12 protein-coding genes are annotated in these 12,885 nt (G+C 68.6%); 7 read left to right on the forward strand and 5 right to left on the reverse strand.

Features of this window, described 5'->3' with window-relative positions; translation table 11 throughout:
• Positions 1-142 precede the first annotated feature (142 nt).
• Both ACWGID_RS05215 and ACWGID_RS05220 read right to left on the reverse strand, forming a co-directional pair.
• Positions 143-886 carry an ABC transporter permease gene (locus ACWGID_RS05215; RefSeq protein WP_452194603.1) on the reverse strand — a complete coding sequence of 248 codons (744 nt, stop codon included), beginning with the start codon at positions 884-886 and terminating at the stop codon, positions 143-145.
• Positions 883-1,818 carry an ATP-binding cassette domain-containing protein gene (locus tag ACWGID_RS05220; RefSeq protein ID WP_452194605.1) on the reverse strand — a complete coding sequence of 312 codons (936 nt, stop codon included), beginning with the start codon at positions 1,816-1,818 and terminating at the stop codon, positions 883-885. Before ACWGID_RS05220 ends, ACWGID_RS05215 begins: the two co-directional genes overlap by 4 nt.
• Before the next feature lie 158 nt (positions 1,819-1,976).
• On the opposite strand from ACWGID_RS05220, the gene ACWGID_RS05225 reads away from it, so the two are divergent.
• Entirely contained in the window at positions 1,977-2,651 is a 675-nt protein-coding gene (locus ACWGID_RS05225) for a DUF4097 family beta strand repeat-containing protein (RefSeq protein WP_452194606.1), read from the forward strand.
• Positions 2,652-2,665: 14 nt separating this feature from the next.
• Here the strand turns inward: ACWGID_RS05225 and ACWGID_RS05230 are convergent, their stop codons facing one another.
• Entirely contained in the window at positions 2,666-4,129 is a 1,464-nt protein-coding gene (locus ACWGID_RS05230; protein ID WP_452194608.1) for an MFS transporter, read from the reverse strand.
• Between the two features lie 92 nt (positions 4,130-4,221).
• Between ACWGID_RS05230 and soxR the strand changes: the two genes are divergently transcribed.
• A complete protein-coding gene (gene soxR / locus ACWGID_RS05235; protein ID WP_452194609.1) occupies positions 4,222-4,713 on the forward strand; it encodes a redox-sensitive transcriptional activator SoxR in 492 nt (163 codons plus the stop codon).
• Here soxR and ACWGID_RS05240 read toward each other — a convergent pair.
• Entirely contained in the window at positions 4,681-6,111 is a 1,431-nt protein-coding gene (locus ACWGID_RS05240) for an FAD-dependent monooxygenase (RefSeq protein ID WP_452194611.1), read from the reverse strand. The two genes, soxR and ACWGID_RS05240, sit on opposite strands and share 33 nt — an antisense overlap.
• Before the next feature lie 194 nt (positions 6,112-6,305).
• Between ACWGID_RS05240 and ACWGID_RS05245 the strand changes: the two genes are divergently transcribed.
• Genes ACWGID_RS05245 through ACWGID_RS05265 form a run of 5 tightly spaced genes read left to right on the forward strand, consistent with a single transcriptional unit; the run spans position 6,306 to position 11,673 of the window.
• Entirely contained in the window at positions 6,306-7,580 is a 1,275-nt protein-coding gene (locus tag ACWGID_RS05245; RefSeq protein WP_452194613.1) for an ROK family transcriptional regulator, read from the forward strand.
• On the forward strand, positions 7,564-8,382 hold the full coding sequence (locus tag ACWGID_RS05250) for an ABC transporter permease (RefSeq protein WP_452194614.1): 819 nt from the start codon (positions 7,564-7,566) through the stop codon (positions 8,380-8,382). The genes ACWGID_RS05245 and ACWGID_RS05250 overlap by 17 nt, the downstream gene beginning before the upstream one ends.
• A complete protein-coding gene (locus tag ACWGID_RS05255; protein WP_452194616.1) occupies positions 8,379-9,182 on the forward strand; it encodes an ABC transporter ATP-binding protein in 804 nt (267 codons plus the stop codon). The genes ACWGID_RS05250 and ACWGID_RS05255 overlap by 4 nt, the downstream gene beginning before the upstream one ends.
• The gene (locus ACWGID_RS05260) at positions 9,182-10,189 is read left to right on the forward strand and encodes an aliphatic sulfonate ABC transporter substrate-binding protein (protein WP_452194618.1); all 1,008 of its coding nucleotides are present in this window, start codon (positions 9,182-9,184) and stop codon (positions 10,187-10,189) included. Before ACWGID_RS05255 ends, ACWGID_RS05260 begins: the two co-directional genes overlap by 1 nt.
• On the forward strand, positions 10,186-11,673 hold the full coding sequence (locus tag ACWGID_RS05265; RefSeq protein WP_452194620.1) for a sulfatase-like hydrolase/transferase: 1,488 nt from the start codon (positions 10,186-10,188) through the stop codon (positions 11,671-11,673). The genes ACWGID_RS05260 and ACWGID_RS05265 overlap by 4 nt, the downstream gene beginning before the upstream one ends.
• Positions 11,674-11,707: 34 nt before the next feature.
• Here ACWGID_RS05265 and ACWGID_RS05270 read toward each other — a convergent pair.
• A partial coding sequence (locus ACWGID_RS05270) for a hypothetical protein (protein ID WP_452194622.1) occupies positions 11,708-12,885 on the reverse strand: 1,178 nt, incomplete at its 5' end.

Here is a 12,885-nt window from a genome sequence, read left to right on the forward strand (position 1 = left end):
GGCGCGGGGGGGGGCCGGCCGCCCCCCTCCCGCGGGCGCGGCCGGGTTAGGGTCCGCCACCGCGGCCGGGGGGGGGTCCACCGGGGAACCCCCGCGCCCCCGGACGAGGGACGAACGGCGAGCTGGCAGGAGCTGGTCGCGGTTACGCTCGCTTCTTGAAGGTCGAGGTCGCCCAGACGTAGCCGACCACGGCGATCCCGACGAGCCAGGCCAGCGCGGCCAGCAGGTCACCGGTCGCGGCCGACCCGTTGAGCAGCCCGCGCAGGCTCTCGATGATCGGCGTGAACGGCTGGTACTCGGCGAACTGCTTCACGCCCGCACCCATCTTGTCCGCCGGCACGATCGCGCTGCTGAAGAACGGCAGCATCACCAACGGCACCGAGGCCAGGCCGGCGGTCTCCGGCGTCTTCGCCGACAGCCCGAGGGCGACGGTGAGCCAACCGAGGGCGAGCCCGAGCAGTACGACGAGACCGATCACCCCGAGCCACTCGGTGAAGCTCGCGGACGGGTTGAAGCCCAGGGCGAAGGCGACGCCGATGATCGCCGCGATCGCGATCACGTTGGTCAGCAGGCTGGCGATCACGTGCCCGGTCAGCACCGCACCGCGCGGTACGTCCATCACCTTGAAGCGGTTGATGATGCCCTTGGTCATGTCGGAGTTCACCGAGGTCGCCACCGAGCCGAGTCCGTAGCAGACCGCCAGGAGGAGCATGCCGGGCGTCGCGTAGTCGACGTACGGGACACCGACGCTGAAGGCGTCGCCGAGCATGTAGACGAACATCAGCATGACCACGACCGGCATCAGCACGGCGTTGAACACCGAAGTGGGGTTGCGGGCGATGTGCTTGAAGTTGCGGCGCAGCATCACCATCGAGGGGTTCTTCATTTCGCGACTACCTCCGCGGTGTCGTGACCCGTCAAGGCCAGGAAAACGTCGTCGAGATCGGGGGTGTGGACGGAGAACTCGTCGGCCTCCAGCGAGGCCTCGTCGAGGCGCTCGAGCAGTGCACGGACCGACTTGGTGCCGCCGTCGCTCGGGACCCGGAGCGTCAGCGCGTCCTCGTCCTTGGTGGCGTTCGGCAACAGTTGCGCGGCCTCGTCGAGCTCCGCGACCGAGCTGAACCGGAACCGGACGTGGGTGCCGGGGATCAGCCGCTTCAGCTCGTCCGGGGTGCCCTGGGCAACCAACCGGCCCTTGTCGAGGACGGCGATCCGGTCGGCCAGTTCGTCGGCCTCGTCGAGGTACTGCGTGGTGAGGAAGATCGTCACGCCGTCGGCAACCAGTTCGCGGACGATCGTCCACATCGTCCGCCGGCTGCGCGGGTCCAGACCCGTGGTCGGCTCGTCGAGGAAGATGATCCGCGGGTCGCCGACCAGCGTCATCGCCAGGTCGAGCTTGCGGCGCATACCCCCGGAGTACGTCGAGGCTGCCTTGTCCGCCGCCTCGACCAGGTCGAAGCGCGCCAGGAGTTCGTCGACGGCCCCCTTCTTCGCGGCCGGGGTCAGGTCGACCATCAACTGCAGGTTCTCGCGGCCGGTGAGCAGCTCGTCGACGGCCGCGAACTGACCGGTGACGCCGATCGTCGACCGGACCGCCTTGGCCTGGGACGCGACGTCGTGGCCGGCCACCTGGACCGTTCCGCCGTCCGCCGTGGTCAGCGTGGTGAGCACGTTGACGGTTGTCGTCTTGCCGGCGCCGTTCGGGCCGAGCAGGGAGAAGACGGTGCCCGCGGGGACCTCGAGGTCGATGCCGTCGAGCACGGTCTTGTCACCGAATGCCTTGCGCAGTCCGTGGACCGCGATCGCCGAAGTTGTCATGGGAACACCTTCGGCGGCCGTCCTGACACGCACCTGACACGCCGCCTACACCGTGTCAGGCGGTGTCAGGCGTGGTGTCCGGAGCGCGTGGCGGTGCGGTGTCAGGACCGCCGACCAGAGTGGTCGTCATCAACCGGACGCACACTCAGGAGCCGACGATGTCCACCTTCAGCACCCCCGCACCGATCTCCGCGAGCATCGACATCATCTTCGGCAACATCACGATCCGGGCGTCGGAGCGCACCGACACAGTCGTCAGCGTCCGCCCGACCGACCCGGCCTGGGAGCTGGACGTGAAGGCCGCCGAGCAGGTCGTCGTCGACTTCACCGACGGGAAACTGCAGGTCAAGCACCCGAAGCTGCGGTCGATCTTCAGCAAGCGGTACGGCTCGGTGGAGATCGTGATCGAGCTGCCGACCGGGTCCGACGTCCAGGGCTACACCGCCAAGGGCGAGTACGTCGTCACCGGCGCGGTCGGCGCCTGCGAGCTGAAGACCGCGAACGGTGACATCAAGATCGGTACGGTCATCGGCGCGCTGAGGGCCAAGTCGGCGACCGGCGACATCACCGTCGACGCCGCGAGCGCACAGGTCCACGTCCGCACCGCCAGCGGTGACATCCGCGTCGGGACCCTCGGCACCGGCACCGTCGACCTGTACACGGCCACCGGCGAGGTGGCGGTCGGCATCCCCGAAGGAACCGCCGCCGCCCTCGACGCCCACACCTCGGTCGGCCGCGTCTTCAACACCGTCGAGACCCCGGCCGCCCCCACCCACACCGTCGCCGTCCGCGCCCGCACCCACGGCGGCAACATCACCCTGCACCACGCGTGAGGACGCGAACAGCATCACGACGAGGACCGGTCCCCGAGGATCAGGGCCGCGACGGCCACGCTCAGGACCAGGCAGACGGCGCTGATGCCGATCTGCGTCACCTGCCAGGACCAGGTGAAGGCATCCAGTTCGGCGGCTGCCTGGTCACCGAGGTGGCCCGAACTGACGGCTGCCGCCTGAGCGCGGCCGGCGTCGAGCTTGGTCCCGAGAAGGCCGAGAAGGGAGGCGCTGAAACCCGCGATGACCAGGGCTTCCGCGGCGCCGCGGAGAGTGTTGAGAAAGCCGGCCGCCATCCCCACGCTGGTGGCCGGGACCAGGCTCATCGCCTGCCCGTCGGTGATGCCGAACGATGCGCCCATGCCGATGCCGATCAGGAGCAGCGGCACCGCGACGACAGCGACGGTATTGCCGGGCCGCACCACGGTCAGCGACAGGTTGCCGCAGACAACTGATGCCAGCGCGATCAGGATCACCGCCCGGGCCGAGATCCCCTTGTTCACCAAGCTGACAGCGATCATCGGTACCAGCAGGACCGGTGCGGTCAGGAGCAGCATCGCCAGGCCTGCGGCAGCTGGGCTCAGACCGGCGGCGGCCTGGAGGTACGTCGGCAGGAACACCAGGACACCCAGGAACCCGATCGACGTCGTCAACGTGGCGAAGCTCCACCCCAGGAAGCCACGATTCGCCATCAGCGCGGGAGACAGGACCGGCGACTTGGTGCGCCGCTGGACGATCACGAAGGCCGACAGAGCCAGCAAGGCGACGACGAAAGCGGTGACGATCCGGGGCGCGGCCCATCCGACGCCGGGTGCTTCGAGGACGGCGTACATCAGGGCCGACAATGCCGCGACGAACAGCAGACTGCCGAGCCAGTCGGTGGAGCCACCGGGCGAGCGTGACTCGGGCCCCCGGATCGCGGCGCCTGCGATGAGCAGGCCGATGGCCGCGAAGACGCCGAAGCTGCCGCGCCAGCCGGCGGCCGTGACCAGCAGACCGGACAGCGTCGGTCCGCTCGCGATCCCGACGCCGGCCATGGTGCCCATCAGAGCGAAGGCACGATGACGAGCGACGCCGTCGTACGCCGAGGCGAGCAGCGCACCGCCCGCAGCCATGATGCCCGCACCGCCGGCGCCGGAGACGATCCGTGCCACGTCGACGACCACGATGGACCGGCCGGCCGCGGCGCCCAGGAAGCCGATCGCGAAGACGGTCGCGGCGACGACGAACACCCGGCGGCGACCGATCCGGTCCGCGGCCGACCCCGCCACCAGGGTCATCGCGGCGAAGGCCAGGTTGTAGCCCGCGACCACCCAGTTCAGCGGCGATCCCGCGGTGCCGAGGTCGTTCCCGATGCTCGGCAGGGCCACCGCCGTGCCGGAGATCGACATCGCGACCAGCACGACGCCGGCCAGCACCACACAGAGGGTTGGGGCCGCGGCTCCGACGGTCGACCCGGTGCTCGTACTCGTTGCGCTCATGACGCCAGCTCAGAGCCTCAACCAGGGTTGAGCGCAAGTCGACCGCGGCTGTTGACCTCAACCGTGGTTGAGGCCATAGCGTCGCGCTCACGATGGACAAGCGCGTGGACACCAACGTTCCCCTCGGGATCGGCGAAGTGATCCGGCGTACCGGCGTTCCGGCGTCCGCGCTGCATTTCTACGAGCGCAAAGGGTTGATCCACTCCTCGCGCAACGCCTGCAACCAACGCGTTTACGCCCGCCACATGCTGCGCCGCATCTCCCTGATCATCGTCGCCAGGCGCCTCGGCGTACCCCTGTCCGACCTGAGCGTCGTCTTCGCCGGCCTCCCGCAGGATCACGCGCCGACTCACGCGGACTGGCAGCGCATGTCCCGTGCCTGGAAACGCCAGCTCGAGGCGCGTCGCCGAATCCTCGAAGACCTGGAGCACGAACTGACCGGCTGCATCGGGTGCGGCTGCCTGTCGATGAAAGCCTGCGCGCTCCTGAATCCTGACGACACCCTGCGCGCGGACGGCCCGGGCCCCGTCCGCTTGCAGCAGTCCGTCAGGTCAGAACCAGCGCCGCGCCGCGTCGTCGAGTGAGTCGTCGCCGTCGGCCCAGGCGATGACGCCGTCGGGGCGGATCAGGATCGCCTTCAGACCGAGGTCGTCGACCGGGCGCGCGGCGACGTACCGGAAGCGGCCTTCGTGGTCCTGCAGGCTGCCGGTGAAGTCGAGAAGCAGGCCGCGGCCGTCGGGCATCAGGTCGGCGAGGGTGCTGCCGTCGTGGAACGTGAAGTTCGGGGCGGTGCGGCCGACCAGCGGGTGCTCGCTGCCGAGGTCGTAGCGGAACGTTGTACCGGAGAGCTTGTGGGCCACGTACGAGGTCCCGTCGCGCGTGTCGAGCAGGTCGCGCATCACGTTCTGCAGCGCGGCCGCGTTCGGGCCCGGCTTCAGCACGGCGGTCTGCGCCCGGGTCCAGTCGAGCACCCAGGCACCGATCGGATGCCGCTCGTCGGTGTACGTGTCGAGCAGCCCGTCCGGCGCCTCCCCGCGGACGGTCGCTGCGAGTTTCCATCCGAGGTTCATCGCATCACCGAGGCCCGTGTTGAGTCCCTGACCACCCAGCGGTGCGTGGACGTGCGCGGCATCGCCGGCCAGCAACACCCGCCCGTTCCGGTACGTCGTGGCCTGCAGCGCGCGATCGGTGAAACTCGACGCCCGGTAGACGTCGGTCAACGTGACATCGGTCCCCGACACACGCCGCAGTACCTCCTGCAGATGGTCCCGCGTCAGCTCCTGTGAACGGTCGAACGCACCACCGTCGAAGTCGGACATCGCGACATGCCCTTCGGCCTGCATCACGATGTACATCCCGTACGGCGTCGGGTTGAAGCCCGGCTTCAACTTCTCCGCATCGGGCATCGTGCCGTGCACGATGTACCCGGTGAACTGCGGCGGCGTCCCGACGAACTCGAAGCCCACCAGCCGGCGCACCGTGCTCCGCCCGCCGTCACATCCGGCCACCCACCGCCCCGCGTACTCCGTCTCACCGGCGCTCACGACCACGTGATCGTCGTACTGCGTGACGCCTGAAACGTCGGCGCCGTACACGATCTCGACACCCAACTCGGCCGCCCGCTCCGCGAGCACCGTCTCCACCGCGTCGAGGCTCGTCAGCATCACGTGCGGGAGCGCACTCGGCAGCCGGTACGGCAGCGGCTCGACCTTGTCACCGTCCAGCATCATCCCGGCGAAGTGGCCGCCACCTCGGAGCCCCTCGCCTTTGGATCCCGACCGCAGCGCGTCCAGCAGACCGCGCCGGGCGAACGCCTCGATCGACACCGAGGTCAGCCCGCGCATCCCCAGCGGCCAGGTCCGCCACGGCGACTGTTTGTCCTGCTCGCGCTCCAGCACCAGCACGGAGGCGCCGGCGAGCCCCAGCTCGCACGCCAGAAACAGTCCGACAGGTCCGGCACCGACTATGACTACGTCGTACATGAGATTCTCCCTTCTTCGACCTGGTTGTCCCAGGCACAACTGCACCGTGTCACCGGCGGCGCACGCACGGCGCACACGGCGCTGGCACCGCCCTGTCGCAGCCGATTCCCGGTTTGCGCCAGCGTTCGGCGGAATCCACGAGGTTTTTTGTCGGACTGTTGACGGAAAAATTCCGGGTTCTTAGCGTCACGGTCGTGCAGACGCAGCCAGGAGTTCAGGCACTCGTGCGGAGGACCCACGAAGAGCGGGTCCTCCAGGTGCTGCGCGCGCAGGGCGCGCTCAGCCGGAACCAGATCGCCCACGCGGTCGGGCTGTCCCGTACGACGCTGTCCGAGATCACCGGCAGCCTGCTGCAGCGCGGCGCGATCGTCGTGATCGACACCGACGCCGCGGATCGGGAAGGCAGCGGCCGCCCGGCGGAACGGCTGGCCCTGGACCCGGCGTCCGGCCAGTTCATGGGCGTGGACTTCGGTCACCGCCGGGTTCACGTCGTGGTCGCCGACGCCTCGCACGAGATCGTCGCCTCCGGATCGGACCGGTACGAAGACCGAGTCGACTGGCCCACCCGGCTCGAGGTCGCGTTCCGGCTGCTCGAACGGCTCAGCACGCAGTACGGCGTCCACTACGGCGCACTGCAAGGTGTCGGCATCGGCATCCCCGGGCCGTACTCGGGCAAGCCGGACGTCCGCGGCTTCCCGTCACACCGCGCAGCCGCGGACGGGTTCCACGAGGCGTCGGTCGACGAGGCGTTCTGCGAGCGGTTCGGTGCACCGGTGATCGTCGACAACAACACCCGGCTGGCGGCGCTCGCCGAGGCGATCTTCGGCGAGAAGGCGATCGAGAACCTGCTGTACGTGCGGCTGTCCGACGGCGTCGGCGGCGGACTGGTGGTGGGCGGCCGCCTGGTCTCTGGTTCGGCCGGTCTCGCCGGCGAACTCGGGCACGTGACCGTGCACGCGGACGGCGAGCGGTGCCGGTGTGGCAAGACCGGCTGCCTCGAGACCGTCGCGTCGGCTCCGGCGATCCTGGCCGCCTGCCGGGCCGCGGGCCTCGCCGTCGACACCCTCGACGACCTCGCGACCGCCGTGGCCCGCTCGCACCCGGTCGCCGACCGCGTGCTGCGCGACGCCTCCGCCGCGGTCGGCAAGGTGCTGGCAGCCGTCGGGATGGCTCTGAACCCGTCCGAGATCGTGATCGGCGGCGAAATCACCCGGATCGCGCCCGTGATCATCCAGCAGGCCGCGGCGACAGTCACCTACGAACTCTTCCCCGGCGCCGCCTCGCCCGGTGTACGGGCGGCGTACCTCTCCGACGACGACGGCGCCCTCGGTGCGCTGGCCGCCGTCTTCCACAGCTCGCCGTTGCTGGCGGGCTACCCCGAAACGCCGGCACCGGCCGGCACAGGTTCCCGGACGGTGGTCCGCCCGCGAACCGCGACCCAAGGAGTGGCCGATGGCCGTCATCAGTGACCAGACAGCCCGCGGCACCAAGCCGCGCGACCGGGCCGGCGGCAAGACCCGGGCCCGATCCGGCGGCCTCCCCCTGCTGCTGAACGCGATCTCGATCGGATTGGGCATCGCCCTGTGGTGGATCCTCGCGCTCGCCGGCCTGAAGCTGCCGACACCGCCCGAGGTGGTCTCGCAGGCCGCGACGCTGATCGGCAACGGCACGCTGGGCAAGGACATCCTGGCCAGCCTCACCCGGGTCCTGATCGGTTTCGCGCTCGGCACCGCGGTCGCCGTCCCGGTCGGTTTCCTGATGGGCTGGTACGCCGTCCTGCGCGGACTGGTCGAGCCGTGGATCCAGTTCTTCCGGACCGTCCCGCCGCTGGCGATCATCCCGCTGGCCATCGTGCTGATGGGGATCGGCGAGGCACCGAAGATCTTCGTCATCTTCCTGGCCGCGTTCCTGGCGTGCGTGATCTCGACGTTCCAAGGGGTCGTCAACGTCGACAAGACGCTGATCAACGCCGCGCGGGTGTTGGGGTCCAAGGACCTCGGCATCTTCGCGCGGGTCGTCGTACCGGCGTCGACGCCGTTCATCCTCGTCGGGATGCGGGTCGGGCTCGGCTCGGCCTGGGCCACCCTGGTCGCCGCTGAGCTGATCGCCGCCCAGCAGGGCCTCGGCTTCCGGATGCAGAACGCGCAGCTGTACTACGACCTGCCGACGATCTTCGTCGGCCTGATCTCGATCGGCATCCTCGGTCTGCTGATGGACCGCCTGCTGCTGATGGCCGAACGCAAGCTCACCGGATGGCAGGAACGCCGATGAACGCCAAGATCTCTGTCCAGTCCGTGACCAAGACCTTTGCTCTCGGCAAGGAGACATTCACCGCGCTGGACCAGGTGTCGCTCGACATCGCGGACAACGAGTTCATCACCGTCGTTGGGCCGTCGGGCTGCGGCAAGAGCACGCTGATGAACATCCTCGCCGGCCTCGAGGAACCGACCGCGGGCCGGGCACTGGTGGACGACGTACCGGTGTCGGGGCCGGGCCCGGAGCGTGGCGTGATCTTCCAGCAGTACGCGCTGTTCCCGTGGCTGACGGTCCGGAAGAACGTCGAGTTCGGGCTCAAGACCGCGGGTATACGCAAGGACGAACGGCGCGAGCGGGCGCAGCACTTCATCGACATGGTCGGGCTCAGCGACTTCGCCGATGCGCTGCCGAAGATGCTGTCCGGCGGGATGCGGCAGCGCTGCGCGATCGCCCGCGCGTACGCCGTGAACCCGTCGATCCTGTTGATGGACGAACCGTTCGGGGCGCTGGACGCGCTGACCCGGGTCAAGCTCCAGGAGCAGCTGCTGGAGACCTGGAGCCAGGAGCAGCGCACGGTCATGTTCATCACCCACGACGTCGACGAAGCGGTCTTCCTGGCGAACCGCGTCGTCGTGATGGCCGCGCGGCCGGGGCGGATCTACGACGTCATCAACGTCGACCTGCCCTATCCCCGGTCGGAGGAGTTCCGGCTCAGTCCCGAGTTCGCCGATCTGCGCAACCGTGTCTGGCACTCCGTCTACCACCAGGACGGCCCCACCGCGGCCGACTCCGCAACGATCCAAAGGACCTCCTGATGACACTTTCACGCAAACTGACGGCGCTGGCGGCGGGAGCCGTGGCCCTCGCGCTCACCCTCGCCGGCTGCGGCGGGTCCGACGACAAGGCAGCGGACGGTAAGCCCCTGGAGCAGGTGAACTTCGGCTACATCGCGGACTACAACGGCACCAGCCTGCTGGCGATCGCGAACGACCAGAAGCTCTGGCAGAAGCACGGCCTGAAGGCGGACACGAAGGTCTTCACCAACGGCCCGCTGCAGATCCAGGCGCTCGGCACCGGCGACCTCGACTACGGCTACATCGGCCCGGGTGCGTTCTGGCTGCCGGCGTCCGGGCAGGCGAAGGTGATCGCGATCAACACGCTGGGCAACGCCGACCGGGTGATCGCCCGCTCCGGCACCGACTCGATCGACCAGCTCCGCGGCAAGACCGTCGGCGTACCCGAAGGCACGTCGGGTGACATGATCCTGACGCTGGCGCTGAAGAAGGCCGGGATGACCAAGCAGGACGTGAAGGTGGTCACCATGGACGCCTCGACGATCGTGTCCGCGTTCGCGTCCAAGAAGATCGACGCGGCCGGCTTCTGGTACCCGGCGATCGGCACCATCAAGAAGCAGGTGCCGGACCTGACCGAGCTCGCGAAGAACTCCGACTTCGAGTCCCAGGTGTCCTTCCCGACCGCGTTCGTGGCCGGCAACAAGGTGGTCTCCGACCAGAAGGACAAGACCGAGAAGACGATCGCCGTACTGCGGGACGCGATGGCCTACCGCTCCGCGAACATGGACAAGTCGATCGAGCTGACCGCGAAGATGCTGAACGTGCCGGCCGACCAGGTGAAGGCCGACGCGAGCAACGTCAAGGTGCTGTCGGTCGACGACCTGGACGCGAAGACCAAAGACGGTACGATCGACAAATGGCTGAACGGGATGGACGACTACTTCGTGCAGGCCGGCAAACTGAAGACCAAGGTCGACCCGAAGACGTACTACACCGGCGACCTGTTCACCGCGGCGGGGGCCAAGTGACCGACCGGAAGAACATCCTGTTCCTGATGACCGACCAGCACCGGGCGGACACGCTCGGTGCCTACGGCAACAACCTCGGCACGACCCCGAACCTGGACGAACTGGCCCGCACCGGGACGACGTTCGACCGCTGGTACACGCCGACCGCGATCTGTACGCCGGCCCGCGCCAGCCTGCTCACCGGGCAGGCACCGTTCCGGCACAAGCTGCTGGCGAACTACGAGCGCAACGTCGGCTACCTGGAGGATCTCGGCGAGGGGACGTTCACGTTCTCCCAGGCGTTGCGCGATGTCGGCTACAGCTGCGGCCTGATCGGCAAGTGGCACGTCGGGACCAACAAGTCGGCCGGTGACTTCGGTTTCGACGGTCCCGACCTGCCGGGCTGGCACAACCCGGTCGATCACCCGGACTACCTGGCGTATCTCGAGGAGCGGGGACTCCCGCCGTACGAGATCTCGGACCGGATCCGCGGGACGCTGCCGAACGGCGGGCCGGGCAACCTGCTCGCCGCCCGGCTCCACCAGCCGGTGGAGGCGACGTTCGAGCACTACCTCGCCACGCGGGCGATCGAAACGCTCGAGCGGTACGCCGCGGACGATGAGCAGCCGTTTTTCCTGGCACTGCATTTCTTCGGGCCGCACCTGCCGTACATCCTGCCCGACGAGTACTTCGACATGATCGATCCCGCGGACGTCGAGCTGCCGCGGTCGGTGGCCGAGACGTTCCAGGGCAAGCCGCCGGTGCAGAAGAACTACAGCGCGCACTGGACGTTCGACACGATGCCGATCGAGACGACGCGCAAGCTGATCGCGATCTACCAGGGGTACGTCGCGCTGATCGACTTCGAGATCGGGCGCGTGATGGCGAAGATGCAGGAGCTCGGTCTCGTCGACGACACCGCGGTGTTCTTCACCTGCGACCACGGGGAGTTCACCGGGTCACACCGGCTGCACGACAAGGGTCCGGCGATGTACGAGGACATCTACCGGACGCCTGGTCTGCTGCGCGTCCCGGGTCAGCCCGAGGGCGTCGTACGCGACGAGTTCGTCAGCCTGCTCGACTGTACGGCGACCATTCTGGAGCTGGCCGGGATCGACGCGAAGCCCGCGACCGACTCGCGCAGCCTGCTCCCGCTGGTGGGTGGCGAGCCGGCCGAGTGGGACGACGACATCGTCTGCGAGTTCCACGGGCACCACTTCCCGTATCCACAGCGGATGCTGCGCACGGACCGGTACAAGCTGGTGGTGAACCCGGACTCGGTGAACGAGCTCTACGATCTCGAGCTGGATCCCGACGAGTTGCTCAACGTGTACGAGCACCCGGAGCAGGCCGACGTACGGTCCCGGATGCTGCGCCGGCTCTACACGGTGCTGCGCGATCGCGGCGACAACTTCTACCACTGGATGACGTCCATGTACGACGTCGGCGAAGTCGCTTATGACCCGTCAATGAGCGGACTGGACGAGTCGACGTACAACGCGTGATCCGTGGGGCCCCGGCGCGGGGCCCCACGGATGGTCACTGCAGGGCGCGGAAGTCGTCGATCCAGGCGTAGCCCGGAGTCGACATCCCGTCGCCGCGCGGCTGCACGGTCAGCGTCGCGTACACGCTGTTCAGCAACCACGGCACCTTGTTGGCACTCCAGTCGGACGTCATCGACGGGATCTGCCGGAAGCCGTACGTCGCGACGGCGAGCCGGCCGGTCGCGCGGAAGCGGTCCATCTGGTCGCGCAGGAAATGCTTCTTGGACTCGAACCACGGGCTGCTCTCGAGGAACTCGTTCCACTGGTGCGAGGGGAACGGGTTCTTGATCGCATCACCGATCACCTGCCAGACCTGCGTGTCGGCCGCGTAGCCGTAGCGCTTGGCGAAGGCCGCGGGGATCGGGTCTTTCAGGTGCTGCTGCCAGTACCAGACCAGGGAGAACTCGGTGACCAGGAATGTCTGGTCAGACCTCAGCTTGGGCAGGGTGTAGTCCAGAAAGGCCTGGGTCGCGGCCTCGGTGGGAACGTGTGGGTGCAGGTCGACGCCTTCGAGCTCGGGTGTCTCGCGGACGAAACGCAGGTACCGCTCGACGGTCGGCGTGCGGTTCTGCGGGAGGTCCAGGCGGTTCAGCGCGCCCAGGTACAGGTGGGTTGTCGTTGCTTTGTTCTTCTCGATGACGTGCCGGGCGACGGTTTCGTAGAACTCGTTCAGTCGCTGGTCACGCTCGGCCGGCAGGCTCTCGATGAACGGCTCGTTGCCGATCGTGAGCACGTCCACCGTGCCGAGGACCAACGGCAGCACGCGGTCCAGCCGGGCGAGCTCGGCGGCCATTTCGGGGCTACCCGGTCGTGGGAAGGACTGGTTGGTCTTCGGGAACTTCAGGCTGAGCAGGGTCTTGTAGCCGCGCTGATGCGCGTCCCGGATCACCTTGATGGTCTCGCTGTTCTCCGGCGGGACCGTGTCGGCTTCGGGCAGCGCATAGAAGCCGCGGACCCAGCTGTCGCGCGCCGACTGCAGCTCGCGGTAGGTCAGCTGGTCCAGGTTCTCGTTGTAGTTGGCGCCCAGAGCGCCGACTGCGGGCAGCGGTTCGAGCTGGTGCGCCGGAGCGGGGGGGGGCGGGGGGGCCCCCCCCCCCGGGCCGCGCCCGCCTGAGGAGTCGCGGGTTAACACTGGCGCCCCGCCGCGCCCCGACAGCGGGTGGGGGGCCGGCC

This window comes from Kribbella sp. NPDC054772, assembly GCF_053611945.1.

Coding starts and splice junctions, on each gene's coding strand:
- ACWGID_RS05230 (WP_452194608.1), bottom strand. CDS start 4,129: ATGAGCGCAACGAGTACGAGCACCGGGTCGACCGTCGGAGCCGCGGCC.
- soxR (WP_452194609.1), top strand. CDS start 4,222: ATGGACAAGCGCGTGGACACCAACGTTCCCCTCGGGATCGGCGAAGTG.
- ACWGID_RS05225 (WP_452194606.1), top strand. CDS start 1,977: ATGTCCACCTTCAGCACCCCCGCACCGATCTCCGCGAGCATCGACATC.
- ACWGID_RS05240 (WP_452194611.1), bottom strand. CDS start 6,111: ATGTACGACGTAGTCATAGTCGGTGCCGGACCTGTCGGACTGTTTCTG.
- ACWGID_RS05260 (WP_452194618.1), top strand. CDS start 9,182: ATGACACTTTCACGCAAACTGACGGCGCTGGCGGCGGGAGCCGTGGCC.
- ACWGID_RS05220 (WP_452194605.1), bottom strand. CDS start 1,818: ATGACAACTTCGGCGATCGCGGTCCACGGACTGCGCAAGGCATTCGGT.
- ACWGID_RS05250 (WP_452194614.1), top strand. CDS start 7,564: ATGGCCGTCATCAGTGACCAGACAGCCCGCGGCACCAAGCCGCGCGAC.
- ACWGID_RS05255 (WP_452194616.1), top strand. CDS start 8,379: ATGAACGCCAAGATCTCTGTCCAGTCCGTGACCAAGACCTTTGCTCTC.
- ACWGID_RS05215 (WP_452194603.1), bottom strand. CDS start 886: ATGAAGAACCCCTCGATGGTGATGCTGCGCCGCAACTTCAAGCACATC.